General features: G+C 61.9%; 20 protein-coding genes and 1 pseudogene. 10 read left to right on the top strand and 11 right to left on the bottom strand.

Translation table 11 applies throughout. The features are described 5' to 3' along the window. On the top strand, positions 1-465 hold the full coding sequence (locus RA21_RS04840) for a DUF1203 domain-containing protein (RefSeq protein WP_039146928.1): 465 nt from the start codon (positions 1-3) through the stop codon (positions 463-465). Between the two features lie 631 nt (positions 466-1,096). Here the strand turns inward: RA21_RS04840 and RA21_RS22235 are convergent. After that, positions 1,097-1,600, bottom strand: a complete 504-nt coding sequence (locus RA21_RS22235; RefSeq protein ID WP_082008894.1) for a DUF995 domain-containing protein — start codon at positions 1,598-1,600, stop codon at positions 1,097-1,099. 737 nt (positions 1,601-2,337) lie between these two features. On the opposite strand from RA21_RS22235, the gene RA21_RS04835 reads away from it, so the two are divergent. Both RA21_RS04835 and RA21_RS04830 read left to right on the top strand, forming a co-directional pair. Further along, positions 2,338-5,619: a glycosyltransferase gene (locus RA21_RS04835; RefSeq protein WP_241483475.1), complete on the top strand. Its 3,282-nt coding sequence runs from the start codon at positions 2,338-2,340 to the stop codon at positions 5,617-5,619. A gap of 104 nt (positions 5,620-5,723) precedes the next feature. Then, on the top strand, positions 5,724-8,165 hold the full coding sequence (locus RA21_RS04830) for a DUF3131 domain-containing protein (RefSeq protein WP_241483474.1): 2,442 nt from the start codon (positions 5,724-5,726) through the stop codon (positions 8,163-8,165). A gap of 42 nt (positions 8,166-8,207) precedes the next feature. Here the strand turns inward: RA21_RS04830 and RA21_RS04825 are convergent, their stop codons facing one another. From RA21_RS04825 to RA21_RS04820, 3 genes and pseudogenes are all read right to left on the bottom strand, one after another. Further along, positions 8,208-8,837, bottom strand: a complete 630-nt coding sequence (locus RA21_RS04825) for a hypothetical protein (protein WP_052257597.1) — start codon at positions 8,835-8,837, stop codon at positions 8,208-8,210. A gap of 470 nt (positions 8,838-9,307) precedes the next feature. Beyond that, positions 9,308-9,439 (bottom strand): annotated as a pseudogene (locus tag RA21_RS22555) (transposase); the annotation flags it as partial. Positions 9,440-9,720: 281 nt separating this feature from the next. After that, positions 9,721-10,650 carry an ABC transporter ATP-binding protein gene (locus RA21_RS04820; protein WP_039146922.1) on the bottom strand — a complete coding sequence of 310 codons (930 nt, stop codon included), beginning with the start codon at positions 10,648-10,650 and terminating at the stop codon, positions 9,721-9,723. A 71-nt stretch (positions 10,651-10,721) separates the two neighbouring features. Between RA21_RS04820 and RA21_RS04815 the strand changes: the two genes are divergently transcribed. Together RA21_RS04815 and RA21_RS04810 are read left to right on the top strand one after the other, a co-directional pair. Beyond that, positions 10,722-10,904 (top strand): zinc-finger domain-containing protein, encoded by a 183-nt coding sequence (locus RA21_RS04815; RefSeq protein ID WP_019295009.1) that lies wholly within the window; start codon positions 10,722-10,724, stop codon positions 10,902-10,904. 131 nt (positions 10,905-11,035) lie between these two features. Then, positions 11,036-11,521, top strand: coding sequence for a flavodoxin family protein (locus tag RA21_RS04810; RefSeq protein ID WP_039146919.1), 486 nt, complete (start codon positions 11,036-11,038; stop codon positions 11,519-11,521). Between the two features lie 59 nt (positions 11,522-11,580). Here RA21_RS04810 and RA21_RS22225 read toward each other — a convergent pair whose 3' ends face one another. Then, positions 11,581-11,994 carry a DUF4279 domain-containing protein gene (locus tag RA21_RS22225; RefSeq protein ID WP_082008890.1) on the bottom strand — a complete coding sequence of 138 codons (414 nt, stop codon included), beginning with the start codon at positions 11,992-11,994 and terminating at the stop codon, positions 11,581-11,583. A 35-nt stretch (positions 11,995-12,029) separates the two neighbouring features. After that, complete coding sequence (locus RA21_RS04805; protein WP_052257596.1) at positions 12,030-12,467, bottom strand: hypothetical protein; 438 nt, start codon at positions 12,465-12,467, stop codon at positions 12,030-12,032. Between the two features lie 157 nt (positions 12,468-12,624). On the opposite strand from RA21_RS04805, the gene polA reads away from it, so the two are divergent. After that, the gene (polA, locus tag RA21_RS04800; RefSeq protein WP_039146916.1) at positions 12,625-15,432 is read left to right on the top strand and encodes a DNA polymerase I; all 2,808 of its coding nucleotides are present in this window, start codon (positions 12,625-12,627) and stop codon (positions 15,430-15,432) included. A 397-nt stretch (positions 15,433-15,829) separates the two neighbouring features. On the opposite strand, the gene RA21_RS04795 is transcribed toward polA, so the two are convergent. The 4 genes from RA21_RS04795 to RA21_RS04780 all read right to left on the bottom strand — a co-directional run bounded on the left by RA21_RS04795 (position 15,830) and on the right by RA21_RS04780 (position 18,078). Next, on the bottom strand, positions 15,830-16,066 hold the full coding sequence (locus RA21_RS04795; RefSeq protein WP_039146914.1) for a DUF2798 domain-containing protein: 237 nt from the start codon (positions 16,064-16,066) through the stop codon (positions 15,830-15,832). A gap of 90 nt (positions 16,067-16,156) precedes the next feature. Beyond that, complete coding sequence (locus RA21_RS04790) at positions 16,157-16,393, bottom strand: DUF2798 domain-containing protein (protein WP_039146911.1); 237 nt, start codon at positions 16,391-16,393, stop codon at positions 16,157-16,159. A gap of 113 nt (positions 16,394-16,506) precedes the next feature. Continuing rightward, positions 16,507-17,259: a hydroxypyruvate isomerase family protein gene (locus RA21_RS04785; RefSeq protein ID WP_019295015.1), complete on the bottom strand. Its 753-nt coding sequence runs from the start codon at positions 17,257-17,259 to the stop codon at positions 16,507-16,509. Between the two features lie 234 nt (positions 17,260-17,493). Then, complete coding sequence (locus tag RA21_RS04780) at positions 17,494-18,078, bottom strand: DUF1285 domain-containing protein (protein WP_039147056.1); 585 nt, start codon at positions 18,076-18,078, stop codon at positions 17,494-17,496. Between the two features lie 64 nt (positions 18,079-18,142). Here RA21_RS04780 and RA21_RS04775 point away from each other — a divergent pair, with 64 nt between their 5' ends. The 4 genes from RA21_RS04775 to RA21_RS04760 are packed head-to-tail and all read left to right on the top strand — an operon-like array spanning position 18,143 to position 24,896. Then, positions 18,143-19,150, top strand: a complete 1,008-nt coding sequence (locus RA21_RS04775) for an AAA family ATPase (protein WP_039146908.1) — start codon at positions 18,143-18,145, stop codon at positions 19,148-19,150. Then, on the top strand, positions 19,147-20,040 hold the full coding sequence (locus RA21_RS04770) for a DUF58 domain-containing protein (protein WP_039146905.1): 894 nt from the start codon (positions 19,147-19,149) through the stop codon (positions 20,038-20,040). The genes RA21_RS04775 and RA21_RS04770 overlap by 4 nt, the downstream gene beginning before the upstream one ends. Next, positions 20,037-22,844 (top strand): DUF4159 domain-containing protein, encoded by a 2,808-nt coding sequence (locus RA21_RS04765; protein WP_039146902.1) that lies wholly within the window; start codon positions 20,037-20,039, stop codon positions 22,842-22,844. The genes RA21_RS04770 and RA21_RS04765 overlap by 4 nt, the downstream gene beginning before the upstream one ends. A gap of 9 nt (positions 22,845-22,853) precedes the next feature. Beyond that, on the top strand, positions 22,854-24,896 hold the full coding sequence (locus RA21_RS04760) for a membrane protein (protein WP_039146899.1): 2,043 nt from the start codon (positions 22,854-22,856) through the stop codon (positions 24,894-24,896). Between the two features lie 147 nt (positions 24,897-25,043). Here the strand turns inward: RA21_RS04760 and RA21_RS04755 are convergent, their stop codons facing one another. Next, complete coding sequence (locus tag RA21_RS04755) at positions 25,044-25,892, bottom strand: 2-keto-4-pentenoate hydratase (protein ID WP_039146897.1); 849 nt, start codon at positions 25,890-25,892, stop codon at positions 25,044-25,046. Positions 25,893-25,914: the final 22 nt, after the last annotated feature.

Genomic DNA, 25,914 nt, shown 5'->3' with positions numbered 1-25,914 from the left:
ATGACCAAGATCACCGCCCTGCCCACCGATACCGTCCGCGCCCTGCAGGATGGCGGCTCTGACGCCCATGGCCAGATGCCGGAGCGCACGGTGTCGGACGGCGGCGGCAACCCCTGCCGCCACTGCCTGCACTACATCCCCGAGGGCAAGGAGATGCTGATCCTCGCCCACCGCCCCTTCCCCGAGGCACAGCCCTATGCCGAGACCGGGCCGATCTTCCTGTGCGCGGATCATTGCGAACGCCATGACGGCGAGGCGGTGCCGGAGGCTCTGGAAGGCTCTCCCGATTACCTGATCAAGGGCTACAGCGCCGATCACCGGATCGTTTACGGCACCGGCATCGTGATCCCGCAGGCGGAGATGATGGGGCGGGCCGAGGCGATTTTTGCCGATGAGCGGGTGGACTACATCCACATCCGGTCATCGCGCAACAACTGCTATCAGGCACGGATCGACCGGGGGTGAGGGCGGAGGTCAGGGTTTCGGGCTGATAGAAAGCCCCGTCGGGTTGACGACGGCTCTGAGCCCACACCAGTCGTTGCTAATTTGTGCTGCGTGCGCTCGCTGCTAGGATTTTTCTGCACGCGCGCAACTTCTCATGTTGCGGTGCGGCGGCCATTCCGGCCGTTCGCGCACCGCGCAGCACTTTTAAGGTGGGAATTTACAGGTCGCGGACAAAGTTGCCGCTCCCGTTACCGGAAGCTATGGCTGCAGGCTGCTCAAACCGACTTCCTGACCGCCGACCGAGCGCTAAAGCCACTCATCCCGGTCAGGCAGAAAGTGAGAATTTGCTGCGGTTGCTCGGGGTTCGCTTCAGAAAAGCTAAAGCGGGCTCAAGAAGGCGGCGAAGACTTGAACTGCTGATCAGTCATTAAATTCCGAGCGTACCCAAATCCAAAATACGCTAAGAACATCAAGGCGATGTTGATCAGCCCAATGCCCTTTGCTCAAAAAACTTAGGACTTGTTGACGCATTGAGCGTATTCAATCTGAAATTACAAGATGTGATTTTAGGCGCTGCACGCAGTGCCTGTCTGATAATGGTAGGGCTGCTTATTAGCACGCTTCAAGTTCCAAGCGAACCATAAAACAGCTGCTAAAGCCCCAGTTTTGAACGGGTTGCCATAACATTCGAATGAAATTTGTAACCCTTTTTCATCCCGGAATAATCCTTAATTCCAGAGTGTTTTCCAGACAGCGGCCACCATTCCGCGTCATTTGGCCAGCTACGCCAAACTGTTCCCCAGCGGTCGACAACATGAGAAATGCACGTTTGATCGCCAAGACTCTTTCCTGCCCGGCTGTTGTTGGGCCAATACCAAGACAGCTGGTGGCACAAGCGGCCCTGGGCGTCGACATTCCATTCCCCGGCGCCAAGGCTGTCACTGTTGTCGCCGCACCAGGCGCGGGCTTGCTGATTAGGCGAGTAGTAGATGCCGCCATTGCACCCTTCAGCCCAGATATCAGTATTCCCAGCATAGATTTTCGATACAAGGTGCGGGGGTGCAGGCTTGGCGCTGCGCGGCTTCGGGTCCGCCAGGACAAGAGATGGAATGGCGCCCAAAAGAACGGCGGCCATCAGTTTTACAGATATCTTCATGTGAACCCCACTAAGCGGTCTTGCCCAAGCTTGGATTTTCATTCGGTTGAAAACCCCTTGGGTAAAAGGTGATAGAACGCTTCCTAAGAGAAACAATAATTTTTTGCAGAAACTGAATCAAACCTCGCACGTCCCGCTGGATTTTTCACGCAATCCCGATAATCACCAGCTATTGTCTCCGTGTCCGCAACAGCCTGTGCCCGCACGACGCCGTCCTCCTTTGGGAATCTGATTCTAGGGGTGTCCACGGTACTAGACTGACTCCCGTGCAGCTGTACTTAATGCGGCTTGTGGCAACAGTGCCTCCGAAAGTCATGGAATTGTCGCTTGAACTCGGAGTTTAAAAGGAAATTTCCGCTAAAATTTGAGGAAATTTTGACAAGCCCTCCCTCAATGGGGAAATTGGACGCCATGTAGCCTGATCTGATTGTCATGCGTGGAAGTCTGTGGGGACAGGCACCGCGCGATTTTGACGGCAGTGTTGGCCTGCAAAGGGGTCGGGGGACCGTGGCTAACAGCAGTGTTGATATTTGCTTTGCAGGTGTGTGCCTGGCGGCTTTCGAAGCGCAGTACTGCTGTGTTCGGAGGGTGGCTGTTTGAGGCGGTTTTCCTTTCATCAGAACAGACTTGAAACTGTTGCGTCATCCGGCAGGGTATTTGCCGATCCCAAAAGGGTCCGTGTGCGCCGGGTTAGGGCTGTTCTTATTGCCTTGCTAACGGCTGTCATTTGCTGGGCTGTGCTTTTTCTTGATGGCTCTTTCTCTTTGCAGTCTGCACTGCGGGAGCTGAATCCCTTCCACGATGACAAACATATTCATTCTTCCATTACCGCGGGCGGTTCCGGTCATCACGATCAGGTTCATTTGGCTTCGGCCTTTGCGGTACCAGAAGCAGAAACTTCCTGTGGAGATGGACGCAAACAGCCCCTTTTTTCGGCACTGGCAAACACGGCGGTTCCCAAGGTTTTTGGTCATGTGCCTGTGTCATCTGAACAAGCATTTTTGTCGCTGGATGACAGTTGCGGCCAAATTGGCGTGGTCGTGCCTGAGTGGATCAGCATTGTCGAGAAAAAGGGCCGTCCTGCAGTATCCGTTATCAGCAAGGATACCCGGATTGCTGTTGAAGAGTACATTGCCGGGGCGGCTTTGCGTCCGCAGCTTTTGCCGGTCATTTTGCTGGGTGAGGCAAGGCAGAAAGAGGTCTTTCTGGATAGCCTGGCAAATGCAGAGCGCGTGGCGGCCCTTGCCGAAGATATGGCCGCCGCTGTAGCGGCATTGAATGCCCAAGGTGCATGCCTGGACTTCACTGGATTGAAGCCAGACGCGTTCCGTCGCCTCAGGCCTCTGATGTCGGGCTTCTCAAAAGCATTCCGTTCCCGAGGGCTGAAAGCCTGTACTGTCCTTGCGGGCCAGCAGCCCCATTGGAAGGAACCCGATCTGACTGATCTGTTTGACCAGATCATCCTGAAGCTCTTTCAGGAGCCATGGGCGGAGACCGTGCCAGGTCCGCTTGCACCGTACACTTGGATTGAGGACTTGTCCGCTGAGGCAGTTCAGGCCGTCGGAGCAGGTAAGCTGGTTGTCGCGCTCGGCAATTTCTCGGTTGAGTGGACGTCTGGCGTATCAAAGCCTGAGGTCTTGTCATACTCGGAAGCCATGCATAGAGTAAGCTCCTCAGGAGCAAAATTGCGGTTCAGCGCCAAAGCCCAAAATAGCTTTAGCCGCTACCGTGACGCCCAAGGACGTCAGCGCAAAATCTGGATGCTGGATGCCGCGTCAGCACACAACCAGCTGGTGCGCTTCAAGGAGCTTGGCATTGCCAACGTTGCCGTGTGGTCTCTTGGGCAAGAGGATCCCGGAATTTGGAAAGTCCTGCAGCATCAAGATGCTTCCAGAGATGTTTTGGGGGCTGAGCTTCATGTTGTAAAGCTCAATAACTATGTTGATTACAAAGGACAGGGCGCGTTTATCCGCATCGACCAGCGCGCAACTGCAGGAGCACGTCAATTGTCCTTCGAGGCGGAGAGTGGCCTGATCAGCAACCAGACCTATAGCCTTCTGCCCAAGCCGTATTCGATTGAGCTCTACGGCAAACCGGACAGGCGCAAGCTTGTGCTGACCTTTGATGACGGTCCGCATGAAAAATACACCAAGGAAATTCTGGATATCCTGCAGGAAGAGAACGTTCCGGGGTCCTTCTTTGTTGTCGGCACCAGTGTCATGGATTCTCCCGACCTGGTCACCCGGATGGTTGACGAAGGGCACGAGGTCGGTGCGCACAGCTTTTCTCACCCCAGAATGGACCAGATCTCCAACACCCGCGTTGATTTGGAGTTTTCGCTCTCAGCCAAAATCCTGGCTGGATCTACCGGTCGGAAGACCTTGCTCTACCGCGAACCCTTCCAGCGTAGCGGTGGCCCGATCAGCGCAGAGCGGGTGGCCTCACTGGAGGCAGCTGAAGCCCGGGGGTTCGCGATTGCGGGTATGGATATTGTTCCCAAGGATTGGGAAGGCTGGGACAGCGGGGAGATCGCAAATTATGTGATAGACCAGGTGGAACAGGGAAGCGGCAATGTCATTCTTTTGCATGACGGTGGCCAGGACCGTACTGCCACAGTAGACGCAGTTCGCCCGATAATCCGATCGCTGCGGGCAAAAGGCTATGAGTTTACGACGCTGGCGGACCTTCTTGGCGCCAACCGGGCTGCGCTGATGCCTGTTGCCGAGGGCGGATCCCCGGCCTTTGACAGAGTTTCCTTCTCCATTGTCTGGATGGCGCAGCAAGCTGTCGTTGTTGTTTTCTGGATGGTGCTCGCAATTGGCATAGTTCGCTCAGCCGGCATTCTTATCCTGGCGCTTTTGAACCGCCGTGAAAGATTTACACCCCTGCAAAGACAGCCGAAGGTTGCGGTGATAATTCCCGCCCACAATGAGGCAAAGGTGATCTCCCAGAGCATCGAAAGCGTGCGCGCCAGCGGCTACAAGAACCTGGAAATTATCGTGGTGGATGACGGCTCCACCGACGACACGCTTATTGAGGTGCTCAAGTTTGGCCACAAGAGCGAAGTCCGCCTTATCTCACAACCAAACCAAGGGAAGTGGAGTGCGCTTAACAGGGCGATATTGAGCACAGATGCTGAGTTTGTCGTCTGCATCGATGCGGATACGCAAGTGGGCAGGAACGCAATTACACATCTTGTCAGGCACTTTGCAGATCCGAAGACCGGTGCGGTGGCAGGTAAAATCATTGCAGGCAACCGTGTGAACCTGCTGACCCGGCTGCAGGCATTTGAGTATGCAACGTCCCAGAATGTCGAAAGGAAAGCGTTTGACCTGATTAACGGCATTCTTGTGGTTCCAGGAGCCATCGGTGCGTGGCGGGTTGAGGCTTTGAAGAAAGCGGGATTGTTCAGTGAGGAAACTCTTACCGAAGATACTGACCTCACAATTCAGGTGAACCGGGCGGGGTATAATATCGTCTTCGAGCCAAAGGCCAAGGCGTACACCGAAGTGCCGGAAAAGGTCGGTCAGCTTCTGAAACAGCGGCTTCGCTGGTCCTTTGGAATGTTCCAAAGCGCCTGGAAGCATAAACGGGCGATCATTGAGAGGCGTTCGGTTGGCCTGGTATCAATTTCTGACATGTTTGTGTTTGGCTATGTTTTCCCGCTGTTGGCCCCTATCGCAGATCTGTTTGTGATCTTGATGCTGTACAAGCTGATGGCCGGTGGCTGGGCCGGCGAGGTTGGAGGTTCCCAGCACACACAGCCGGCGCAGTACATATGGGCCTACCTAGCACTCCCGGCGTTGGAGCTGTTGATTGCAGCCATTGCCATCACGTCCGATGAAGACGAAAGCAAATGGTCCTTGCTGCTGTTTCCGCTTCAACGCCTCGTCTACCGTCCGCTCATGTATTTTTCGGTAATACGCTCAGTTTTACGTGCCGTAACCGGACGTTTAGCCAGCTGGGGTAGCGTAAAGCGCCAGGGACGAGACTATGGGTTGGTGGCCGGCCATACATGAGACGCAGATTATTTCTGAAATCGGTTGCGGCCGGCTTGGCCCTGTTCCCAAGGGTTGGATCAGCTTCTGTTACACAGAAGCTGCCTGCGCAAACTGTCCCCATAGTGACAGATATCAACGAGGACGTTTCAATCCCGCATCTCATTGCGGTGATTGATGCCTTTGTTGACCAGAACATACCGCTCGCCTGCGTGGTGAACCCCTTTGACAAACAAGGCCGCCCGCATGCTGTGAAAAGCAAACTAGCACAGGTTCTGAACGGCTATCTGATTGGCAGAAGCGGGTTGGATGTTGTGCCTTACGTTCCGGAACTGCAGTCACTGTCCGAGCATTTCCAAGCCCGGGCGGCTCATGACGCCGTCTCTGCCATGCAAGGGATGCTGTGGTCGGGGGGCTCTGCCCGGCAGCCGGCCAAGGTCCTGCAGGCAATCGCCTGTGCGGACCAGGAAAATCCTGCTGCTCCGCGCGGAGTGCGTTCTGCGGGAATTCTCAATCTCCTGTCGGTTCCGGCGCAGTCAGCCCCGGTCAGGACCGAAACTTGGGACAATGGTGTCGTGAGGCTGTTTGGCGGCAACCTGCTATCCCTGAATGATTTTGACGGGAAAGCGCAAACCGCCGCAGCTTCGGCCAGCCAGAATATAGTCTACTTCTCAGCGAAGGATTTCTCTGGGATGGATGTGAAAAAGCTGAAGGCAGCCGCGGTTTGGTTTGCCAACGCGCTGTCGCAACAAGAGCTGGATGGGGATGTGTCGCTATTGCCGGTGACAGACATTCAACTGCGCGACACCTACGGCTTCAAACGGACGCTTTGCCTGCATGTTCTGAAGCCGCAAGAGAATGATCGTGATCAATTATCCGGGTATTCAGGTTTTACAAAGTTTCTTCAGGCAGCCGGAATCCCCCATTCCACCGGAAACCAGTTTGCGGGAGAGGCCGACAACGGCTTTTGGGTTCCTACCGACTTTCACCCAAAGAACGCTGAGGCCAGTGCCGCGCAACACAGAATGCTTCCTGTGGAAATTGAAAGCCGGAGTGAGGCGAAAATCCGGACGGTCAGGCCGTTGGGGCCTGGAATCGGCGTTGCCTTTATTGCAGAAACAGGTGGTGTCCAAGGACTGGAGGGCGCGGGATTCCTGCAATTCCCGCAACGGGTTGTCAGCGATGGCGGTGCGGCGGAAGCATTTGAGTCAGCCACGGCGGGAACCGGGGATGTGGTGGTTTTTATACAGCCGGAGGCGATTGCCTTTCCGCCTGAGCGGCGAGCGTTGGAAACCCTTTTGAAGGACATGCTCAGGGATGAGGAGGCGAAGTTTCTCCTTCTTGAAGAGTTTGCCCGGACCGTTGCCCCGGCAGGGCCGCTGCCAACACGATGGAGGAGGACGGCAGCCGCCGCGCCGGAGCTGGCAAGAACACGCCAGAACCTCTCGGATGCCAAGCGGCAAGAGCTTTTGGAAGATGCCCGCGTTGCCTGGCAGTATTTCGAAAATTTCACTGATCCCAGGACCGGGTTGTGTCCGGCGACAGTGGACTTCGCTCCGGGCGGGCGGAAACACGAGGCCGTCACGATGTGGGATGTTGGCAGTCACATCAATGGCTTAGTGGCTGCTGTGCAGATTGGCTTGATCAGCCAACCGGACTTTGAAACTGCTATCCGCAAGATCCTGCCCAATATCACGGGCAGGACCTTCATGGGACGTCACTTGCCGCAGGGATGGATCCGGACTGATCGCCGCAAATGGGGCAACAGGGACTTTGACGGATCCGACGCAGGCCGGCTGCTTGCTGCCTTGGACAACCTGCGCCGGCACAGCAGTTTCGGAGAGCAACTGGCTAAGCTTGTCGCTTCCTGGGACCTTCGGAAGGTGATCATAGAGGGCGAAATTCATTCGGTCACAAGTGGAGAACTTGAGACTTCATATGTGTCACATAGCGCCCATTACTCGGCATTGGCCTTCCGGCGCTGGGGGATTGCTGCCAAATCCCCATATGAGGTGTTTTCTGGCCGGTCGGCGGCCGATGGGCAAATGGCATTGCTGGAAGCTGCAGCCAAAATCGGGCCGTTCGGCGCAGAACCCCTGCTGCTTGAAGCAATGGAAATGGGGATGTCGAAGGAAAGCGCCTATCTGGCGGACGTCCTGTTTGCCGCCCAACTGGAGGACTTTCGCGAGACCGGCCGGCTCATTTGCGTCTCGGAAGGGCCAATCGACAAGTCGCCCTGGTTCCTCTATCAGGGGTTGCAACTGGATGCAAAGAAACGGACCTGGGCCTTTGACACGGTTGGGCAGGAGCCTGAATACAGAACGCCTGAGTTTCGTGAGGAAAATCTGGTTATCAGCAGTAAGGCTGCTTTTCTCTGGTCAGCTTATCAGCCGCATGAATACTCTGAGAAACTATACAGGTTCACTAGAAGTGCCGCGAAAACAAAGAACGGGTTTGCGTCGAGCATCTACCTTAAGACCGGTCGAACAACCGAGACCTACTCTGACTTGAATACAAACGGTGTTATTCTTCAGGCCATTGCCCATCGTCTTGCCCGCTCCAACTGACAGGCTTAAGCCGGCAAGACATGGATTTACTGCAGCTTCGCGTCAAAGGGCTGCACACCCGCTGGCTGCAATTTCCCCTGGTGTAACCGGGTAGCCAGGACCGGGATTTAGAATTACCGGCTGAATTCCCGTGATACGGTTCATGCAGCGGTCGACCCAATTCTCGTCGATACCTTGGCCGCCAACGTAGATATCCAACCAATCGTGCCCCTGGTAGCCGCTGTGGCAAGGGCCTGCTTGCGGTTTCGGCCCGTCACCGCAAAGATCCTCGACAATTGCGTATCTTTGCAGGTTTTTAACATAGAATTTCGTGCCTGCAGGGTAGTCCATGTAGCTGCGGCCGTTTCGTTTCACATGCCCGACTGCAAGAGTGATCGGATCCTCGTAGGTTCCTGTTCCGCCAGCCTGCCGGTGGATCACTGGCCGGGCAATCTGTGCCGATCCGCGGGGAGTGTTATCCCAGTAACTGTAGCCAGTCAAGAAAACGTTCATGTTTTGTTCCATTTCGTACATGGAACTTCTGCCAATTTCTCTAGGCATTCCTTCGTCAACTAGGAGGCGGGTGCTTTGCACTCCCTCGAGACTGTCGTTGGAATTTCCACTCACACTACAAGCAGCTATTGAAAGCAACGCCCCGGTTAAGAGCAAAATTCTGGAAACTTTGTAGGTCATACCGCCATCCTGTTTTACTGAGAACTCAGGAAGCCGCAGCGCACTTAGATATTGCGGCCGCCAACGGTGGCAATATGCATGATGGATGATAATAACATGTTAAAATAAAAGGGAGAATTTTAACTCTCCCAATCCTCTGAAGTCAGCCGTGTTGCTTAGAGAAGTCGCTGCAGGCTTTCCAAGCGTTTCGTGCTGGATTTCTGTGTTAAGTAGCAACAGAACAGCGGCACTGACCCGTTGCCGTAGCCGAATGCAGAAAAAAGGGAGTGCGGATGATCAAAATTGCAGCCTTTCAACTAGCAATTCGAACAGAGCCGCGGACCCTTGGGGGGGTCGTTGAAGTCAGATACTCTGGTAAATATCTCACTGGAATCACAAAACCTTTGATGGCGAATGAAGTCAACTATGTTTGCGATGTTCGTTTCGGTAAGGAGGGCTGCACTAGAAGCTAGGGTCAAGACCCATATGCAGTAGATGACGGTAGCGGCCAGCGTGATTGCAGATAGGAAGGCTTTCGGGGATCTGTCATATCCAGTCGCGACACGCCGCCTATCCCTCAGCCTGCCGAACATGAGCTCAATGCCATTGCGTCGCCTGTATCGGTGCGGTTCAAACCCCAAATGGCTGAAACTGATGGCTAAGCGGCTACTGAGGGTCCACTGGTAAAGGACGGCTTCGTCCCACTCCTCGATGGTCGATCCCGGTCGCGGCGAACGGGCGGTTTGGATTTGGCCGAAATTTACGCCGATGAATGACCGCAATCGGGAAATCCGCTACGTCGCCACAAGAACTCTGCCGCAAGGGCGAAAGCTTTCTGCATCAGCAATAGCGGCGTGAGCAAAAGGCCGCAAAGTCCGGATCTGGTCACCATGCTGAGGCCTCCTTACCCTGCCTTGGTCAGCGACAGGAACACATCCTCCAGGTCCGCTTCCTCGGTCTTCACGTCGCGGATTGAAATCCCTGCCGCATGGACCGCGGCCAGCACGTCTTCGGCGCTGGTGGCCTGGCTGCGGTAGCGCAAGCAGACGGCGCCGTCTTCGCGCAGCTCGGACTCAATGCCGTCTCCTTGCGGCAGCACCGTGACCGGCACTGCGGGCTGCACCACCATGGTCTTGGCGTCCAGCCGGCCCAAGAGGCTGGACTTGGTATCGCGTGCCACCACCTCGCCCTGGTTGATGATGGCGATCTCGTCGCACATCTCCTCGGCCTCTTCCAGGTAGTGGGTGGTGAGGATGATGGTCATGCCCTGCGCGTTCAGCTTGCGGATGTTCTCCCACAGCATCTGGCGCAGCTCGATGTCGACGCCCGCGGTGGGTTCGTCCAGCACCAGCACCGAGGGGCGGTGGACCAGCGCCTTGCCCAGCAGCAGCCGCCGCCGCATGCCGCCTGACAGGGTGCGGGCATAGGCCTCTGCCTTGCCCTCCAGGCCGATCATCCGCAGGATCTCGTCGCTGTGGCGTTCGGCCTTCGGCACGCCGTACAGCCCTGCCTGCACCTCCAGCGCGCCGCGCGGGGTGAAGAAGGGGTCGAGGTTCAGCTCCTGCGGCATCACGCCGATTGCAGCGCGGCTCTGGCGCGGGTTTGCGTCCTGGTCAAAACCCCAGATCGAGACCGAGCCGGAGGTCTTGCGCACCAGGCCCGCCAGGATGTTGATCATCGTCGATTTACCCGCGCCGTTGGGACCCAAGAGCCCGAAGACCGAGCCGCGCGGCACTGTCAGGTCAACGCCCTTCAGCGCGTGTTTCTCCGGCTGGCCCTTATGGCCCTTGTAGATTTTGCGCAAAGCTTTGATCTGGATTGCGTCCGCACTCATCGCCGCACTTGCCCCCGGTTTTTCCTTGGCTCATAAAAGCGCCTAGCCGAAAAGTGAAAGGACTGCCAGCCATGAGCACCGAAGCGCCGGAAACCAGGATCGTGAACAGCCGCAAGGTGGCCTGCGACGGCAGCGAAGGCGCGCTGGGGCATCCGCGGGTCTATCTGCAGATCCCGGAGGAGCAGGGCTGGGTCGAATGCCCCTATTGCGACTGCAAGTTCATCTATGAGGACGCGGCCAAGGCGGCGGAGTGATCCGGGCCGCAGCAGGCTGCAAAGGCAGTGTCCGGGCGCCGGAAAATTCGAATTTTCCGGCCAAATTTCTTTGAAGAAATTTGCCTGCATCCGGTAGTGTCCGATGCGGGAAACAAGCGCGGGCAGCGGATATGGCACAGCTTCTGATCGTCTACCACTCACGCACTGGCGGCAGCCGCCGGATGGCGGAGGCCGCGTATGAGGCCGCACGCGATGAGACCCGGACCATTCTGAAGCGGGCCGAAGATGCCGGGCCGGAGGATCTGCTGGCAGCGGATGGGTATATCTTCTGCGCACCGGAGAATCTGGCGGCGCTGTCCGGCCAGATGAAAGAGTTCTTCGACCGCTGCTATTACCCGGTTCTGGGACGGATCGAGGGGCGGCCTTATGCGCAGATGGTCTGTGCCGGCTCCGACGGGGAGAACGCGGCGCGGCAATGCGCGCGGATCGCCACCGGCTGGCGCCTGAAAGAGGCGCAGAGGCCGCTGATTATCTGCACCCATGCGCAGACGCCGGAGGCCATTCTGGCGCAGAAGGTGATCCCGGCGGAGCAGCTGGAGGCCTGCCGCGAACTGGGGCTGGCAATGGGCGCGGGGCTGGCGATGGGGGTGTTTTGATTATTTTCGCCTATTGCTCACGCCTTGTCTGAAGCTTGAGCAGCGATAGGCATCACAAGCTACTCTTTTCCGGCCGCATAGATATCAAAGTCCACGGCAATTCCACGAGCACCAAGCAGCCTCATTGTTTCAGGCGAGATGCAAAAACCTTCGTTTTCGTCACTTAGGAACAAGCCACAGAACAGATGAACATCAAAACGGCGGCAAAGGTCTTGCCAGACACCGAGATTGTCAGTTGTTCCCTGAAGAATTTGAGCAACCTGTGCGTCCAAATTTCCCGGCTCCATTCGGCTAGCGTTGATTTTCCAAGACCCGGTACTGGCCGTCCGAAAACCTTGTTTGGGCAATGCGATCGTATCGCCCTTCCGTTCAAACCGGTCGGGCTCTTTACCTAGCACAGCCGTCAGCTCTGCCGGATCAAGATCATCTCCCAAAATTCGCAGCGCAGCTGCGCTCCTGCTAAGTCGTGCCATTTTTCCGCCAAGTCATCTGAAACACATCCGCACAGCTATTTGTAAAGCCGCGTGTCCTGCAGAAACACTGTATCAAAGAGTGCAAATGCGGTCGCGGCCATCCCGGTTCCAACCACGCTTTCACGATCGAGAGCGTGGTCAGCCAAACCGCTGGTTGCGGATGGGCGGCCGCCAGCGTCAACGACCATAACACCCGGGCCGTCCTCGTTTTCAAAATGCATCAGAGAAACAGCGGTCCGGTCAGCAGGGGATGCGCCCTCCCCCCACGGGCCGATGATGAAGTCATAGTTTGCCGGGTGACAGTCAAGCGCGGCGCCGGCAGTCCAGTGCACATAGTAGCTGGCGACCGTGCCTGCCGGGGCATGAACAAATCCCCAGGCCAAGCGGGTTTCATTGCCGCAACAATCGCAAACCCCGCTGCTTTGACCAAGCGGTTCCACTTCGTATTCGGATTTTTTAACGGCATCCTGCATAGGACCCGTCTACCTATGGCTGAGCTGCACGTCCAGATTATCTGTTGTGCGCAACTCCGCCCTTGCTGCACTTGATAACTCCAATTGCCCTTCCCCGCAGGATCACCGATAACCGGGAAACAGAACACGAACGGATTTTCCAGGGAGCGCGGCGCATATGAGCGGGACACAATTCGGCAAGGGCTGCCATCTGCATCTGATCGACGGCTCGGCCTTCATCTTCCGCGCTTATCACGCGCTGCCGCCCTTGACGCGCAAGTCCGACGGGCTGCCGATCGGCGCCGTGGCGGGCTTCTGCAACATGCTGTTCAAGCAGGTCGAGGACAATAAGGGCCCGGATGCGCCGACCCATGTGGCGGTGATTTTCGACTATTCCGGCAAGTCCTTCCGCAACGAGATGTACGATTTGTACAAGGCCAACCGCCCGCCGGCGCCGGAGGATCTGGTGCCGCAGTTCCCGCTGACCCGCGAGGCGACCCGTGCCTTCAACATCGCCTGCAAGGAGATCGAGGGTTTCGAGGCTGACGACATCATCGCAACGCTGGCGCATCAAGCGCGCGATGCGGGCGGGCGCTGCACCATCATCTCCTCGGACAAGGACCTGATGCAGCTGGTCGGCGGCGGTGTCGAGATGCTGGATGCGATGAAGAACAAGCGCATCGACAGCGACGGCGTGGTGGAGAAGTTTGGCGTCGGGCCGGACCGGGTGGTGGATGTGCAGGCGCTGGCTGGCGACTCGGTTGACAACGTGCCGGGCGCGCCGGGAATCGGGATCAAGACCGCCGCGCTGCTGATCAACGAATTCGGCTCTTTGGAAGAGCTTCTGGACCGCGCCGAAGAGATCAAGCAGCCCAAGCGCCGCCAGACGCTGATCGAGAAGCGCGATCAGATCGAGCTGTCGAAGAAGCTGGTGCAGCTCGACTGCAATATGGAGCTGGACTTCACCCTGGACGATCTGGAAGTGAAGGAGCCGGACGCGGAGACTCTGCTGACCTTCCTGTCTGAGATGGAGTTCCGCACACTGTCCAAGCGCATGGCCGATCAGCTGGGCATGGAGGCGCCGGCGATCCCGGAAGCCCCCGCCGCAGCGGCGGCCAGTGCGGCAGCGGCGCCGGAGGCGGTGCCGTTCGACAAGGAGAAATACGAATGCGTCCGCGACGCAGCGGCGCTGCAGGTCTGGGTCGACCGCATCCGCGAGCGCGGCTGGGTGGCGGTGGATACCGAGACCACCGGCCTGGATGAAATGGTCGTCGATCTGGTCGGCATCTCGCTGTGTGCGGAGGCGGGTGAGGCCTGCTATATCCCGCTGGCGCATAAGGCCGGGGGCGATGATCTGTTTGGCGGCGAGGGGCTGTCCGAGGGGCAGATGCCGCTGGAGGAAGCGGTCGCCATGCTGAAACCGGTTCTGGAAGACCCGGCGATCATGAAAATCGGCCAGAACATGAAATACGACGCCAAGATCCTGCACCGCTACGGCGTGGATGTGGCGCCGGTGGATGACACCATGCTGATGTCCTATGCGCTGCATGCCGGCATGCACGGGCATGGCATGGATGCGCTGTCCGAACGCTATCTGGATCACACGCCGATCCCGATCAAGCCGCTCTTGGGCAGCGGCAAATCGGCGATCACCTTTGACCGGGTGCCGATCGAGGACGCGGTGCCTTATGCGGCGGAAGACGCCGACATCACCCTGCGCCTGTGGCAGGTCTTCAAGCCGCAGCTGCACCAGGAACGGGTGACAACGGTCTACGAGACGCTGGAACGGCCGCTGGTGCCGGTGCTGGCGGATATGGAGCGCAACGGCATCAAGGTCGACCGCGATACGCTCTCGCGCATGTCCAATGCATTCGCCCAGAAGATGGCGGGGCTGGAAGCCGAAATCCATGAGCTGGCGGGGGAGACGTTCAACGTCGGCTCGCCCAAGCAGCTGGGCGAGATCCTGTTCGACAAGATGGGGCTGGAAGGCGGCAAGAAGGGCAAAACAGGCGCCTATGCCACTGGTGCGGACATCCTGGAGGATCTGGCGACCGAGCATGACCTGCCCGCACGGGTGCTGGACTGGCGGCAGCTGTCCAAGCTGAAATCGACCTACACGGACGCGCTGCAGGACCATATCAATCCCGACACCGGCCGGGTGCATACGTCTTATGCCCAGACCGGGGCCAGCACCGGGCGCATGGCCTCGACCGATCCGAACCTGCAGAATATTCCGGTGCGCACCGAGGAAGGCCGCCGTATCCGCGAGGCCTTTGTGGCAGAGGAAGGCAATGTGCTGCTGTCGCTCGACTACAGCCAGATCGAACTGCGCATTCTCGCCCATATGGCCGGGATTGATGCGCTGAAACAGGCCTTTGCCGAAGGCGTCGACATTCACGCGATGACCGCCTCCGAGATGTTCGAGGTGCCGCTGGAGGAGATGACGCCAGAGATCCGCCGCCAGGCCAAGGCGATCAACTTTGGTGTGATCTACGGCATCTCGGGCTTTGGCCTGGCGCGCAACCTGCGCATTCCGCGCAAGGACGCGCAGGGGTTCATCGACCGCTATTTCGAGCGCTTCCCAGGCATCCGCAAGTACATGGACAGCACCGTCGAGTTCGCCAAGGAGCATGGCTACGTCCAGACCCTGTTCGGGCGCAAGATCCACACCGCGGAGATCAACGCCAAGGGGCCCAAGGCGGGCTTTGCCAAGCGCGCCGCGATCAACGCGCCGATCCAGGGCACCGCCGCAGACGTGATCCGCCGGGCAATGATCCGGATGCCGGAGGCAATTGCCCATCTGCCCGCGCGGATGCTGTTGCAGGTGCACGACGAACTGCTGTTTGAGGTGCCGGAGGCGGCGGTGGAGGAGACCATCGAAACCGCCCGCCAGGTGATGGAGAACGCCGCCGATCCGGCGGTGCATCTGGATGTGAAACTGGTGGTGGACGCAGGCCGCGGTTCCAATTGGGCCGAAGCGCACTAAGAACCGCCCCGCAAAGCCGGCGGGACGCTCCCGCCCGGCTTCGAACTGGCGATCTCATCCCGTTGGGCATGGCGCCGCTGGCGCGGCGCGGATTGTGCCGCGCCCTCGCCTCACCGGGTCAAGGGAGTGAACAAGCTTCCTGGAAACGCTCTGGGGGAGCGTTTCGCTTGTGAACGGGCGGAGCCTAAGGTCTCCGCGCGGTCAGCGCGGCTTGCCCTTGACGCGGCCCGCCCTGAAAACAATCGGCAGCGCCCCTCAAGGGCAGACCTGCCCTTAGGGGCTTCTCAGCGAACTCTCTGTGCGCCGCGCCAGCGGCGCCGCGCCCAACCGGTGCTGCTGCATCTTTGATGCAGCTTGCGGCGGGCGGGAGTTCCCCCTGCCCAGTTACCGCCCCGTTTCAGCTGCCCGCGGGCTGCTTGACCAGCTTGGCAACCAGCCTGCGCACCAGGGGCGCGGCGGTGAAGGCGACAGCGAAGGCAATCGGCCAGCTCAGGCTCCAGGCCTGCATCCAGGCGCCGCCGAACCCTGTGCCGAAACCCAGCGCCTTCCAGGTGGCGACGCCGGTCACGATGAAGGACATCATCCCCGACAGGATCAGGCTGAACAGCACGGGTGCAAAACGGGCGGGGAGCATGGGCGGAGTCCTTTTAATGTTACGGCATCTTATGCCTTGCTGGAATACACATTTCAATTCACGAATGTGTATTCCAGCCTGCCGCGGGCATCATGCCGCATCCGGTGGGCGGATGGCGATAGCCACGATCCGGCGCACCAGCGGCGCCACCGCCAGCACAACCGGGAAGGCCACCGGCCAGCTGTAGGCCCAGGCGGTCAGCCAGGCGGCGGCAAAGCCCTCATCCGTGCCGGCAACCCGCAGGGTGGAGATGCCCGACACGATCGAGGACATCATCAGCGACATCAGGAAACCGGACAGAAGCGGGGCAAAGCGGGCGGGGATCATGGCGGCCTCCTTGGCAGCGGGACACGGGGTTCTGCCGGAGATATGCGGTGCCTTGACTGCGGAACAATCTGCGCCGCTGCACAGATATCTGCGCAGACGGACCAGGACGACGGTCAGCCCATCCAGCCCAGGCTGTCCTCGGTGCGGCGGGTCGAAGGGGTGTATTCGGCGCTGACCCAGCCGCCATAGCCGCTGGCGTCGATGGCTTCGAACAGCTCCTGGAAATCCACCGGGCCGGTGCCCGGTTCGCAGCGGCCCGGCGCGGCGCCGATCTGCACATGCACGGCGCGGGGGCCGAAGGTCTCCCACACTTTGAGCGCGTCGCCGTGGATCATCTGCGCGTGGTAGGCGTCATACTGCAGGCCGACATTGGGGCGGTCGACCGCTTCCAGCACGTCGATTGCCAGGTTGTAGTCGTCAAGGAAATAGCCGGGCTGGTCGCCGCTGTTCAGCGGTTCAATGGTGAACTGCTGTTCCGGCGCGCGGTCGGCGGCCCATTGCAGGTTTTCGATGAAGGTCCGCTGCGCATCCGCGCCCTTGGCGTAGCCGGCCATCACGTGGATCTTGCCCGCCTTCAGCGCCTCGGCGTAGCGCAGCACCCGGCGGATGTCGCGCTGGAAGCGGTCGACGCCTTCGGGCACCGCCGCATAGCCGGGCATACCGCCGGTGTAATTGGGCGGCGGCGCGTTGATCAGCAGCAGCCGCAGCCCGTTCGCCATCAGCGCGCGCTGGGTTTCCTTGGCGGCGAGTTCGTAAGGGTAGAGGATCTCTACCGCTTCAAACCCTGCCGCGGCGGCGGCCTGGAACCGGTCGAGATAGGGCAGCTCAGCAAACAGCAGCGAGATATTGGCCGCGAAGCGGGGCATAGGATTCTCCTTGTTGACTGAAGGTCTAGCGCCGCGCGGCGGGGCAGCCAAGGCGTCAAAAGAGCAGAATTTTCCTATTAAACTTTCGTTAACCGAAGGCGGGCTGATTTTTGCCGCACGTCACACGCGATTGACCGGATCACCAATTGCTGAAGAGGGCAGCGCCCGCCCCGTTGGGGGGCGGGCGCTGCCCGGCCTTTCGGCCGGGCGGTGGAATTGTGGATGGCTGAGAGATTACTCCACATCAATTTCAGCGGACGGAATCAGCGGGAAGAACTTGCCGCCGGACCAGACACCGAACCAGTCGCCGTAGTGTTCGCCCAGATCCGCCAGCCGGTAAAAGCTCTTGCGGTCAATCAGCGCCTCCAGGCCCGCGCGGATCATGACATAGGGGGATGGTTCACCGGTTTCGGGGTCGCGCTCTGCCCGGATCATGTGGTCCGGCCCGGCTGCGGCACTGTCGCCAATGTTGGTGGTGAAGGTGATCATCTGATCGCGCCCGTGCCCGGCCACATCGAAATCCACCGCAACAAAGGGCGCGTCCTCAACGGTGATGCCGACCTTTTCAACCGGGGTCACAAGGTAGTATTTGCCGTCCTCCAGCTTGAGAATGGAGGCAAACAGCTTGACCAGCTCGAACCGGGTGAAGGGCGTGCCGAGGTAATGCCAGCTGCCGTCGCGTGCGATGCGGATGTCCAGATCGCCACAGAACGGCGGGTTCCACAGGTGGACGGGCGGCAATCCCTTGCCCTTTCCGGCTGCTTTTGCCGCCGCGGCAATGCCTTCGGCATCGGGGGTCACGGGTTTTTGTCCGCTCATTGCTTTTGCCATTTCCTGTCAGCACGATAGAGTAACAGCATATATCCGGGAAACGAGGAATGTCATGCCTGAAACGGACGATCTGCTGGGTGATATCGAAGCGCTGGAGGACAAGCTGCAGAAGGCGCGCGAATCGATCACCAAACGCTTTATCGGACAGGAGCGGGTGGTGGACCTCACGCTGTCGGTGCTGCTGTGCGGCGGCCACGGGCTGCTGATCGGCCTGCCGGGGCTGGGCAAGACCCGGCTGGTGGAAACCCTGAGTACGGTGATGGGGCTGGATGGCAACCGGATCCAGTTCACCCCCGACCTGATGCCTGCGGATATTCTCGGCTCGGAAGTGCTGGATACGGCAGAGGACGGCCACCGGTCGTTCCGCTTTGTGCCGGGGCCGGTGTTCTGCCAGCTGCTGATGGCGGATGAGATCAACCGCGCCAGCCCGCGCACCCAATCGGCGCTGTTGCAGGCGATGCAGGAGCGGGTGGTGACAGTGGCGGGCGAGGACCGGTCCTTGGGCGCGCCGTTCCATGTGCTGGCGACCCAGAACCCGATCGAGCAGGAGGGCACCTATCCGCTGCCGGAGGCGCAGCTGGACCGGTTCCTGCTGCAGATCGACGTGAATTACCCGGACCGCGCAACCGAGCGGGATATCCTGCTGGCGACCACCGGCGTTGAGGAGGACGAGGCCTATCAGGTGTTCACGGCGGGAGAGCTGATCGCGGCGCAGACCCTGCTGCGGCGGATGCCGGTGGGGGAATCGGTTGTCGAGATGATCCTGGATCTGGTGCGCGCCTTCCGCCCGGATGAGCCGGGCGTGTCGGACCATGTGGCGCAGACCGTGGCCTGGGGGCCGGGTCCGCGGGCGGCGCAGGCCTTGATGCTGGCCGTGCGGGCACGGGCGCTGCTGGAGGGGCGGCTGGCGCCCAACGCAGAAGACGTGCTGGACATGGCGAAACCGGTGCTGAGCCACCGGATGCAGCTGAACTTTGCCGCGCGCGCACGGGGTGAGAGCCTGGCGGCGCTGATCGAGGAAACCGCGAGCGAACTGGCCCGGACCGGGGCCGCCGCGTGACCAGGCCTGCGGCCTCTGACGCTGCAACCGGATTGCGGCACCGGGCGGAGGCCGAGGCCAGCGCCCTGCCGCCGCTCCTGGTGCAGGCGCGGCATCTGGCAGGCTCTGTCCTGATGGGCGAGCATGGCCGCCGCCGGGCTGGAACGGGGGATGATTTCTGGCAGTACCGCCCGGCGCAGGCCGGCGACAGCCGCCGGATGATCGACCACCGGCGGTCTGCCATGGGTGATGTGCAGTACGTGCGCGAGCGGGAGTGGCAGATTGCCCAGACGGTGCACCTGTGGGTCGATACCGGCGCCTCGATGCGCTTTGCATCTGCGCCCAAGCTTCCGCAGAAAGCGGACCGCGCGCGGTTGCTGGGCCTCGCCGCCGCGGTGCTGATGGTGCAGGGCGGCGAGCGGGTGGGCCTCACCGGCGGCACGCTGCCGCCGCGGCGCGGTAATGTGCAGATCCTGCGTCTGGCGGAGGCGCTGTCGGATGACGACGCTGAGGATTACGCCCCGCCCGGCCACCGGGCGCTGATCCCGCATGCGCGGGCGCTGTTTATCTCGGATTTTCTGGGTCCTTTTGAGCCGGTGGAGCAGGCGCTGTCCAAGGCTGCTGCGCGTGGGGTGCGTGGCGTGCTGCTGCAGGTGCTGGACCCGGCAGAGGAGGCTTTCCCATTCGCAGGCCGCACGCTGTTTCAGAGCATCGCGGGCGGTGTCACACATGAAACACTGAAGGCCTCTGCCCTGCAGGAGCGCTATCTGGACCGGCTGGCAGAGCGGCGGGACGCGCTGGAACGCCTCTGCCGCGAGGCCGGCTGGCGGTTCGGGCAGCATCACACGGGCGACGCGGCGCAGGCGGCGCTGATGTGGCTTTACCATGCACTGGAGCGGACCGCGCCATGACCATGATTGCAGGCATCGGCTTTACCGCGCCCTGGCTTTTGCTGGGCTTGCTGGCGCTGCCGGTGCTGTGGCTGCTGTTGCGGGCGATCCCGCCTGCGCCGAAACGCCAGCCGTTCCCGGCGGTGACGCTGCTGTTGGGGCTGAAGGATGATGAGAGCCTGTCGGACCGCACGCCATGGTGGCTGCTGCTGCTGCGTCTGCTGGCGGTGGCAGCGGCGATCATTGGCCTGGCGGGGCCGGTGCTGAACCCCGCGACCGAAGACACCGGCGGCAGCGGGCCGCTGCTGATTGTGATGGACGCCAGCTGGGGCGGCGCGGCGGGCTGGAAACAGACCAGCGCCCAGGCCGCGGTGCAGCTGGACGAGGCCGGACGGGCAGAACGCCCGGTGGCGGTGCTGCGCCTCAGTGCACCGGAGGCCCTGCAGTTCCGCGCCGCCAGCGACTGGCAGCGGCAGCTGGCCGGGCTGGTGCCGCTGCCCTGGCAGCCGGGGCCGGAGCAGCTGGCGCAGGCGCTGGAGGCGATTGGCGCCGCCGAGGGCGGTTTTGACACTGTCTGGTTCAGCGACGGGCTGGACTATCCGGGCCGCGAAGGGCTGATCGAGGCGCTGGGACAGCGCGGCGGGATCGAGGTTTATGAACAGCCGCTGCCGGTGCTGGGGCTGCTGCCCGCGAGCTACACAGGCAGTGCAATTGAGCTGACGGTGCAGCGCAGCCGCGCCGGGCCAGCGCAGGAGATTTCCGTGGTGGCGCAGGGCAAGGATCCGGGCGGCACCGAGCGCAGCCTGGCGTCGCTGCCGCTGCGGTTTGCGGATGGCGCCCGCACGGCCTCGGCTGAACTGTCACTTCCCTCCGAATTGCGAGCGCGGCTGTCCCGGTTTGAAGTCCGCGGCGTGAACTCGGCAGGTGCGGTGGCGCTGACCGATGACTCGTTAAGGCGGCGCGAGGTGGCGCTGGTGTCCTCTGAAAGTGCCGACGAGGGATTGGCGCTCTTGTCGCCGCTGCACTACCTGCGCCAAGCGCTGGCGCCCTCGGCGGAGCTGCTGGAAGGCGCGCTGCGGGACCTGCTGCCTGCCAACCCCGATGTGATCGTGCTGGCCGATGTGGCGCGGCTGGCGCCCGCGCAGGAAGAGGCGGTGATTGAATGGGTGGAAAACGGAGGCCTGCTCTTGCGCTTTGCCGGGCCGCGGCTGGCCGCGAGCGATACCGCGCGCGCAGGCGAGGAGCCGCTGATGCCGGTGCGCCTGCGCATTGGCGGGCGCAGCATCGGCGGCGCCATGAGCTGGGGCGAGCCGAAGACGCTGGCGCCCTTTGGCGAGGGCTCGCCGTTCTACGGGCTGGAGGTGCCGGGCGAAGTCTCGATCAGTTCGCAGGTGGTGGCGCAGCCGGACCCGGAGCTGGCCGGCCGGGTGATTGCGGAACTGGCGGACGGCACGCCGCTGGTCACCCGCAAGACGCTGGGCCAGGGCCAGGTGGTTCTGTTTCACGTGACCGCCAACGCGGAGTGGAGCAGCCTGCCGCTGTCGGGCCTGTTCGTGTCGATGCTGGAGCGGCTGGCGGTGTCCTCCTCGGCCGCGCAGCCCAAGGCCGGGGATCTGGAAGGCACCACCTGGACGCCGGTCGAGGTGCTGGATGGTTTCGGCCGGCTGGAGGCAGCAGAGACGCTGCCCGGCGTGGCAGGCCCGGATCTGGTGGCGGCACCCGCGGGGCCGGAGCTGCGGCCCGGGGTTTATGACGGAGGGCGGCGGATGCTGGCGCGCAATGTGCTGCGCCCGGATGATGAGCTGATGGCCGCGCGCTGGCCGGCCTCGGTTGCCGTCAGCGGCTATGGCGCGCCGCAGGAGCTGCCGCTGGGCGGTACGCTGCTGACGCTGGCGCTGGGGCTTCTGGCGCTGGATGTGCTGGGCACGCTGGCGGTCTCCGGCCTGCTGGGCCGCGCCCGCACCGCGGCGCTGGCTGCGGCGCTGGGGATCGCAGCACTGGCCGCGCCGCAGGATCTGCGGGCGCAGGACGCCCCTTCCCCAGCCCCCTCGCAGGAGCAGACGCAGGCGGATCTGCGGGCAGCGGCGCTGGCCTCGGAACTGGTGCTGGCGCATGTGCTGACAGGTGACGCGCAGGTGGACCGGGTGGCGGCGGCGGGCTTGCGCGGGCTGACGGACACGCTGTTCTTCCGCACCTCGGTTGAGCCTGCCGCGCCGGCAGCTGTCGACCTGGAGCGCGATGAACTGGCGTTTTACCCGCTGCTCTACTGGCCTGTCACCCGCGATCAGCCGCTGCCCTCCTCGGAGGCTTATACGAAGCTGAACACCTATCTGCGGTCCGGCGGGATGATCCTTTTTGATACCCGCGATGCGGATCTGGCGGCCTCTGGCGCGACCAGCCCGGCGGCGCGGCGGCTGCAGCAGATTGCGCTGCCGCTGGATATCCCGCCGCTGGAGGTGGTGCCGCAGGATCATGTTCTGACACGCGCCTTCTACCTGCTGCAGGCCTTTCCGGGCCGCCACGGGCGCGGCCCGGTCTGGGTCGAGGCGGCACCGCCGGATGCGGAGCAGGCCGAGGGCATCCCCTTCCGCAACCTCAACGACGGGGTGACGCCGGTGGTGATCGGCGGCAACGACTGGGCCGCGGCCTGGGCGGTGGATGACAACGGTCGGCCGCTGCTGCCGGTCGGGCGCGGCTATGCCGGGGAGCGGCAGCGGGAGCTGGCGTTCCGGTTCGGCGTGAACCTGGTGATGCATGTGCTGACCGGCAACTACAAATCCGACCAGGTGCATGTGCCGGCCCTGCTGGACCGGCTGGGGCAATAGGAGCGCGCGATGACACAGACGATCCTGTTTGACCCGCTGGTGCCCTGGCCCGTGATCTGGACCGCAGGCGCGGTGACCCTGACCGCCTTGCTGCTGGGGTTGTGGAAGGGGCTGTCCGGCTGGGCGCTGCGGGCGCTGGCGGCACTGGTGCTGCTGGCGGCTCTGTCAGGTCCGGTGCATCAGAGCGAGGACCGCGCGCCGCTGAGCGATATCGTGATCGTGACGGAAGACCAGACCGCCAGCCAGCAGTTGCGCGACCGCCCGGAACAGACGGAGCGCGCGCGCAGTCAGTTGAAGGCGGCGCTGGCGGACCGGCCCAACACCGATGTGCGCTGGGTCACCGTGCCGGATGGCGAGGGCGACGAGGGCACAAGGCTGATGGCAGCCGTTGCGCAGGCCTTGGCGGATGAGCCGCGAGCGCGGGTGGCGGGGATCATTGCCCTCTCGGACGGGCAGGCGCATGACGCCGATCAGCCGGTGAACCTGCCCGCCCCGATGCACCTGCTGCTGACTGGCCGCGAAGACGACTGGGACCGCCGCCTGATCGTGAAGAACGCGCCTGGCTTTGCCATCATCGGCGAGCCGGTCAAGCTGACGCTTCGGATCGAGGATCAGGGTGCGGTGCCGGTTCAGGGTGGTTTTGCCGACCTTGAGGTTTCAGTCGCGGGCGGGCCGCCGCAGCGGTTTGCCCTGCCCGTCGGCGTCGATTTCGAACTGCCGATGGTGCTGCAGCACGGCGGGCGCAACGTGATCCAGTTCTCTGTGCCGGAGGAGCCGGGCGAGCTGACCGCGCGCAACAATCAGGCGCTGGTGCAGATCAACGGGGTGCGCGACCGGCTGCGGGTCTTGCTGGTGTCGGGTGAGCCGCACGCGGGCGGGCGCACCTGGCGCAACCTGTTGAAATCCGACAGCGCTGTGGATCTGGTGCATTTCACCATCCTGCGCCCGCCAGAGAAGCAGGACGGGGTGCCGGTGGAGGAGCTGTCGCTGATCGCCTTCCCCACCCGCGAGCTGTTCCTGGAGAAGATCGAGGATTTCGACCTGATCATCTTTGACCGCTACAAGCGGCGCGGCATCCTTCCGGCGGTCTATCTGGACAATGTGGCCAATTACGCGATGGGCGGCGGTGCGGTGCTGGTGGCGGCGGGCCCCGATTTTGCCAGCGCCGACAGCATCTATCGCTCGCCGCTGTCGCTGATCCTGCCGGCAGAGCCTTCGGCGCGGGTGCTGGAGGAAGCCTACCGCCCGGAAATCACCAATTTGGGCAAGCAGCATCCGGTAACCTCGGGGCTGGAGGGGGCGGCAGACTGGGGCCGTTGGCTGCGCCAGATCGAGCTGCGGACGCCGGAGGGCCATGTGCTGATGAGCGGTGCCGGCGAACGCCCCCTCTTGGTGCTGAACCGGGTCGGCGAGGGCCGGGTGGCCCTGCTGGCCTCGGACCATGCCTGGCTGTGGAGCCGCGGCTATGAGGGCGGCGGGCCGCAGCTGGAACTGCTGCGCCGTCTTGCGCATTGGATGATGAAAGAGCCGGAGCTGGAAGAAGAGGCGCTGTGGGCCGAGGTGACGGGCCAGCGGATGCGCATCCTGCGCCGCACGCTGGCAGGTGGGGTGGGACCGGTGACGGTCACTGCGCCCGATGGCTCTACCGTGGCGCTGAATCTGCGTCAAACTGCGCCGGGTCAATGGGAAGCCCGCTATGAGGGGCCGGAGCCGGGGCTGTACCATCTGCAAGAAGGCGAGGAGAGCACGGTGGTGGGGCTAGGTCCTGCGGCACCGAAGGAGTTTGAGGAAACCATTGCCACCGGGTCTGTGCTGGCACCGGTGCTGGCGCCCCTGCGCGGCGGTGTCCTGCGGCTGGAAGACGGGATGCCGTCCTTGCGCAACGTGCGGCCCGGGCGGCCCGCATCAGGGCGCGGCTGGATCGGCCTGACCCCGCGGGAGGCTTATGAGACGCTTTCAGTGTCCCAAGGCCCGCTTCTGCCCAGCTGGCTGGCGCTGCTGCTCGCGTCCTTCTTCCTCCTCGCAGGCTGGCTGCGTGAGGGGCGGCGCTAGGCGGCTGCCGCAGCCGGGGCTCTCCCGCCTTTCGCAGGTTTTCTGGCAAAAACCCGCGAGCGTTGGGCCAAGCGCCGCGCCAAAGGCGCGGCGCGGGTCGCTTCGGGCACAGCCCGAAGCGAAACACCTCATCCCAACGGCAGCGGATTATTCCGGGAAAAACACCTCAACAACCGGGTCACCCGGCAGGCCCTGATAGGTCACGCTGACCCCGCCCTTGGTCTTTTGCGGCGGAAACAGCGGACCGAAGGAGCCGACGGAAATCAAGTCTCCGGCTTTGAACACCACCCCCTTGGAGCGCAGCCACAGGGCGGCATTGACCGGGTTGCCCAGTACCGCCCGGCCGGGCGCCTGAACCAGAACGCCGCCCGCCGCATCGCGCATTGTGACCGACATCTCCTCCAGCATCCGGGCCATTGCTGCCGGGTCCTCCACCGGAAGTGGCGCGCCGAGGACGCCGAGACGGGTACCAACCCCCATTGCGGTGATCGTCTCAGCCGTGAAGGGCTGGTCCTTGGCAAGCGTCAGGTCGGGCAGTTCGATAAAGGGGCGGATGGCGGAGATATGGGCGAGGGCTTCCGCAGGCGTGGTTGCATTGTTGATGCCGTCATCGGCGACCACCAATATCAGGTCGGCCTCAACCTTCGGGATGGCGCCCCAAGGCGCATCCAGGGTAGCGCCGTCCTCAAGCATCATGTTCTGAAACAGCAGGCCCCGCACCGGCTCGGTGGCGCCGAAACGCTCTTGCGCGGGTTTGCTGGTGAGGCCGGCCTTGTAGCCGATCACCGGACCCAAATGCGGCTCCAGCGCGGCGGCCAGTTTGGCCTGGGAACACAGCGCGTCCTCCATTCTGCCGCCGGGCGACAGCGCCTGCGCAGGGGTCTTGGCCAGGTAGCTCTCCATGAACTCGGCGACTTCGGCATCACTGGCGCAGGCGGCCATGGCGACGGGGGCCGTAACGGCAAGGGCGCAGGCGGCGAGCAGTGGCTTCAGCATGAAAGGGCCTCGAAGAAAATTG

Origin of the sequence: Leisingera sp. ANG-DT, from assembly GCF_000813785.1 — a bacterium.
Classification (GTDB): domain Bacteria; phylum Pseudomonadota; class Alphaproteobacteria; order Rhodobacterales; family Rhodobacteraceae; genus Leisingera.
This window is presented reverse-complemented; position numbering and strand designations above follow the sequence as displayed.

Bases quoted from the DNA above. Each gene is read 5' to 3' on its own strand.
- RA21_RS04840 (WP_039146928.1), top strand. From the start codon at position 1: ATGACCAAGATCACCGCCCTGCCCACCGATACCGTCCGCGCCCTGCAG.
- RA21_RS22235 (WP_082008894.1), bottom strand. From the start codon at position 1,600: ATGAAGATATCTGTAAAACTGATGGCCGCCGTTCTTTTGGGCGCCATT.
- RA21_RS04825 (WP_052257597.1), bottom strand. From the start codon at position 8,837: ATGACCTACAAAGTTTCCAGAATTTTGCTCTTAACCGGGGCGTTGCTT.
- RA21_RS04820 (WP_039146922.1), bottom strand. From the start codon at position 10,650: ATGAGTGCGGACGCAATCCAGATCAAAGCTTTGCGCAAAATCTACAAG.
- RA21_RS04815 (WP_019295009.1), top strand. From the start codon at position 10,722: ATGAGCACCGAAGCGCCGGAAACCAGGATCGTGAACAGCCGCAAGGTG.
- RA21_RS04810 (WP_039146919.1), top strand. From the start codon at position 11,036: ATGGCACAGCTTCTGATCGTCTACCACTCACGCACTGGCGGCAGCCGC.
- RA21_RS22225 (WP_082008890.1), bottom strand. From the start codon at position 11,994: ATGGCACGACTTAGCAGGAGCGCAGCTGCGCTGCGAATTTTGGGAGAT.
- RA21_RS04805 (WP_052257596.1), bottom strand. From the start codon at position 12,467: ATGCAGGATGCCGTTAAAAAATCCGAATACGAAGTGGAACCGCTTGGT.
- polA (WP_039146916.1), top strand. From the start codon at position 12,625: ATGAGCGGGACACAATTCGGCAAGGGCTGCCATCTGCATCTGATCGAC.
- RA21_RS04795 (WP_039146914.1), bottom strand. From the start codon at position 16,066: ATGCTCCCCGCCCGTTTTGCACCCGTGCTGTTCAGCCTGATCCTGTCG.
- RA21_RS04790 (WP_039146911.1), bottom strand. From the start codon at position 16,393: ATGATCCCCGCCCGCTTTGCCCCGCTTCTGTCCGGTTTCCTGATGTCG.
- RA21_RS04785 (WP_019295015.1), bottom strand. From the start codon at position 17,259: ATGCCCCGCTTCGCGGCCAATATCTCGCTGCTGTTTGCTGAGCTGCCC.
- RA21_RS04780 (WP_039147056.1), bottom strand. From the start codon at position 18,078: ATGAGCGGACAAAAACCCGTGACCCCCGATGCCGAAGGCATTGCCGCG.
- RA21_RS04775 (WP_039146908.1), top strand. From the start codon at position 18,143: ATGCCTGAAACGGACGATCTGCTGGGTGATATCGAAGCGCTGGAGGAC.
- RA21_RS04765 (WP_039146902.1), top strand. From the start codon at position 20,037: ATGACCATGATTGCAGGCATCGGCTTTACCGCGCCCTGGCTTTTGCTG.
- RA21_RS04760 (WP_039146899.1), top strand. From the start codon at position 22,854: ATGACACAGACGATCCTGTTTGACCCGCTGGTGCCCTGGCCCGTGATC.
- RA21_RS04755 (WP_039146897.1), bottom strand. From the start codon at position 25,892: ATGCTGAAGCCACTGCTCGCCGCCTGCGCCCTTGCCGTTACGGCCCCC.